A 3,626-nucleotide genomic window follows, 5' to 3' on the forward strand; every position below is an offset into this window, starting at 1 on the left:
ACCAAGTATGCAAGGCTGGAGGAGTATGGCAACACGTGAGGACACGATACACATCAGCGTCGACGATAACCGCATCGCCGGCACCATCGTCACGCCGGACATGCGCATGCCCGGCGTATTGTTCGTGCACGGCTGGGGCGGAAGCCAGGAGCAGTACCTGGCGCGCGCGCGCGAAGTGGCGGCGCTCGGCTGCGTCTGCCTGACCTTCGACCTGCGCGGCCATGCGGGCACGCTGCCGCAGCACGAGACCGTCACGCGCGAAAACAACCTGCACGACGTGCTGGCCGCCTATGACGTGCTGGCCAGCCATCGTGCCGTCGATCCCTCATCCATCGCCATTGTCGGCAGCAGCTACGGCGGCTATCTCGGGGCGATCCTGACCGCGCTGCGCCCGGTGCGCTGGCTGGCGCTGCGCGTGCCGGCGCTGTACATGGACAACGGATGGGGACTGCCGAAGCGGCAGCTGCACAAGGAACAGGATCTTGCCTCCTACCGGCGCAGCCTGGTGCGTCCCGAGGACAACCGCGCGCTGCGCGCGTGCGCGGAATTCAAGGGCGATGTGCTGCTGGTCGAATCCGAACGCGACGCAACCATTCCGCACGAGGTGATCTGCAGCTATCGGGACGCGTGCGTGAATGCGCATTCGCTGACCTACCGGATCATCAGCGGCGCGGACCACGGCCTGTCGGAAGAGCGCTGGCAGCGCGCCTATACCGCGCTGCTGGTCAGCTGGATGACGGAGATGGTGCTCGGGGCGCGCCAGGGAAGCGAGGCGGCCCAGTCGAGCACAATGCCCGGCAATACGATGCCGGAGGCGCCGCCGACGCCCGCTTGATGGTGAAGACGGCGGCGCGGGCACGCTTACGGCGATGCCGGATCGTCCGGGTCGGGATCGGACGGACGCAGCTTCTGCATGTCCTCCCGGCTGACGCGATGCGGGCGGTGCGGGTCTTCTTGCGGCTCGTCCTCGGGCAGGATGTGCTGGTCGCCAGACTGCTTCTGCTGCATCTCGAAGCGGTCCGCCGCCTGCTGGCTGGTGCGGTTGGGCTTGGTGGTTCTCATCGCGAACTCCTTTCCTTGGCGTGATGAAACGTGCCGATGCGGGATCGGTCGCATGGAACGGTTAGAAGCCGCACGCCCGGGTGAGTTCAGCCATTCTCCTGCCGGTTCAGCTTGTCCTGCTCGACCTCGACGCGCAGGATGTTGAATCCGCCATCGTAGTAGCCGCGGCTTTCCGCCACTTCGCGCGCTTCGCGGGTGCTCAGGAAATGCCAGGCGAGGGATTGGTCGTCGGTCAGCGAAACGTCATCCGCAAAGGGATACAGGTAGCCGTCGGGAGTCTTGACGATATAGGCGTGCATGCGTCCTCCTGGTGGTTGTCCGATTGGATGTCTGATTTTCCCGGCGGAATCCGCGCCGGCGGGTGCGCTTTTTCCAGTGTAGTCCAGCCGGCGCGCTGCCGCAGAAGGCGTTACTGCACCTGGCGCCGCGGCAGCCGGGCTTCGAATACCGCGCCGCCGTTGTCGGCGGCGGCAATATCGACGTCGCCGCCGTGGGTCCGGAAGATCTCGCGGGCGATGAAGAGTTCGAGGCCGAGATTGGCAGGAGGATTGTTGTCGGGATTGGCGCCGGCGATGGCGAGCTGGGCGATGGGATCGAACAGGGTGCGCAGCGTTTCGGCGGTGGCGGTCGACTGCGCGCATTCGACGCGGAAGGTGATGGCCTCGCCGGTGCCGGTTGCGGTAAACAGGATCGGCATTCCCCGCGCACCGTTGCGTGCGGCGCAGTCCAGCAGGTTGCGCAGCGCCTGGCGCAGGCGCGCGGCATCCGCTGCGCCGTCGAGCTCGCCCTCGCCATGGAAGCGGAACTCGCAGCGCGCATGTTCGGCGCGCGCGTCCTCGAGCGCGTCGCGGCAGGCGGCACCGATGTCGGCCGGCTTTGTCGCGATCGCCATGGTCTTGCCCAGGCGCGAGCGGGCAAAGTCGAGCACATCCCGCACCATGCCCTCCATCGTGCCCGCGCAACGGCTGATGCGCGTAACCGCTTCGCGCTTGCGCTCTTCGGTGACGTCGGTGCGGGCGAGGTACTGGCAGGTCATGTGGATGGCACTGAGGGGGGTGCGCAGGTCATGGCCGAGCATGCCGAGGAACAGCGAACGCGTGCGCTCCACCTGCAGCGCGTGCTGGGCGATGGTTTCGCCGACGGCAAAATCGATCGCTTCGTGGAAGCGTTGCAGTTCGCCAAGCGCTTCCGGGTCCGACATCTGCCATGCCGCGGGGACGACGCTGCGCAACAGCCGCAAGGCTTCGCCCACCTGCTGGACACTGAAATCGGGTGCGGCGCGCAGTGTGGTGCGGACCGTGACGACGGCCGACGAAGTCGCTGCCGTGGCGCCGGACTCGATGTCGGCGGCAACGGCCATCAGGATCTGCTTCGCCTGCCCTTCCAGTGGAGATGCGGCGGGATGCGCCGCGGCTTTCCATGCGGCGATGATCCGGTCGATGTTGTCGATGATGAAGGTCGGCAGTCTCATCGTGTGATGCCGGAGTTCCGGCCATGCAACGGCAAGCGGCCATTGTACCGCCGTTTTCCGGTGCACGATGCGTATGGGCAGCCTTTCAGCAACGCAATCCACATCAATTCACGATTGATTGCCCATGCTCAAAACAGTGTCCGCGCTGCCCTGCACCATACGGCCATGTGTGCTAACGATAAAGAGGACAATGCCTGCAATTTCGCTGACATGGATCAAACCCGCGCGACGCGCTGTCTGCGCCGCCCTCCTGCTGCCCCTGTGCAATCCCGCGCTCGCCTTCGATTTCGAGGACGTGGCCGCGAGGGCAAAACGGCTGGCATCGACCGCCTATGCAAAACCGGCGAAGAATGTGTCGAAGGCGCTCGCCAATCTTGATTACGACCAGTATCGCGACATCCGCTTCGACCCGTCCAAGTCCTGGTGGCGCAGTGCGAAGCTGCCCTTCGAACTTGCGTTCTTCCACCAGGGGCGCAGCTTCGATACGCCGGTGCGCGTGCATGAGATCGTCGGCAAGAATGTGCATGAGATCCGCTTCGATCCCAAGTCTTTCGACTATGGCGCAAACGAACTTTCGCCGAAGGATCTTGCCGGACTGGGATTTGCCGGTTTCCGCGTGCACTATCCGGTGAACACGCCGAAGTACAAGGATGAGGTGCTGGTCTTCCTTGGCGCGAGCTATTTCCGCGCGGTGGGGAAGGGCCAGTTGTACGGCCTGTCGGCACGCGGGCTGGCGATCGATACCGCGCTCAGCTCAGGCGAGGAATTTCCGCAGTTCACCGAGTTCTGGGTGGAACGCCCGGCGCCCGGATCGAAGGAACTCACCCTCTACGCCCTGCTCAACTCGCCGCGCGTGGCCGGCGCCTACCGCTTCACGCTGAGGCCGGGGGTAGATACGGCGATCGACGTGAAGGCGCAGCTCTACCTGCGCGAAAACGTGACGAAGCTGGGTATCGCGCCGCTGACCAGCATGTATTTCTTCGGCGAGAACCAGCGTCCGCAGGTCGAGGATTACCGTCCGGAAGTGCACGATTCCGACGGATTGGCGGTGCAGTCGGGAACCGGCGAGTGGATCTGGCGTCCATTGATCAAC

Annotated in this window: 5 protein-coding genes; 2 read left to right on the top strand and 3 right to left on the bottom strand. The window is 64.9% G+C overall.

The annotated features are described in order from the left end of the window. The first annotated feature begins 25 nt into the window (after window positions 1-25). Window positions 26-835, top strand: a complete 810-nt coding sequence (locus tag VFF99_RS11090) for an alpha/beta hydrolase (RefSeq protein ID WP_325017829.1) — start codon at window positions 26-28, stop codon at window positions 833-835. Between the two features lie 26 nt (window positions 836-861). On the opposite strand, the gene VFF99_RS11095 is transcribed toward VFF99_RS11090, so the two are convergent. From VFF99_RS11095 to VFF99_RS11105, 3 genes are all read right to left on the bottom strand, one after another. Beyond that, complete coding sequence (locus VFF99_RS11095; RefSeq protein WP_325017831.1) at window positions 862-1,062, bottom strand: hypothetical protein; 201 nt, start codon at window positions 1,060-1,062, stop codon at window positions 862-864. 86 nt (window positions 1,063-1,148) lie between these two features. Then, window positions 1,149-1,361 (bottom strand): hypothetical protein, encoded by a 213-nt coding sequence (locus VFF99_RS11100; RefSeq protein ID WP_325017833.1) that lies wholly within the window; start codon window positions 1,359-1,361, stop codon window positions 1,149-1,151. Between the two features lie 110 nt (window positions 1,362-1,471). Beyond that, a complete protein-coding gene (locus VFF99_RS11105) occupies window positions 1,472-2,533 on the bottom strand; it encodes a HAMP domain-containing sensor histidine kinase (protein WP_325017835.1) in 1,062 nt (353 codons plus the stop codon). A 190-nt stretch (window positions 2,534-2,723) separates the two neighbouring features. On the opposite strand from VFF99_RS11105, the gene VFF99_RS11110 reads away from it, so the two are divergent. Continuing rightward, window positions 2,724-3,626 (top strand): glucan biosynthesis protein (locus tag VFF99_RS11110; RefSeq protein WP_325017837.1); only part of this gene is annotated, 903 nt, incomplete at its 3' end.

This window comes from Noviherbaspirillum sp., from assembly GCF_035654295.1.
Taxonomy (GTDB): Bacteria; Pseudomonadota; Gammaproteobacteria; order Burkholderiales; family Burkholderiaceae_D; genus Noviherbaspirillum.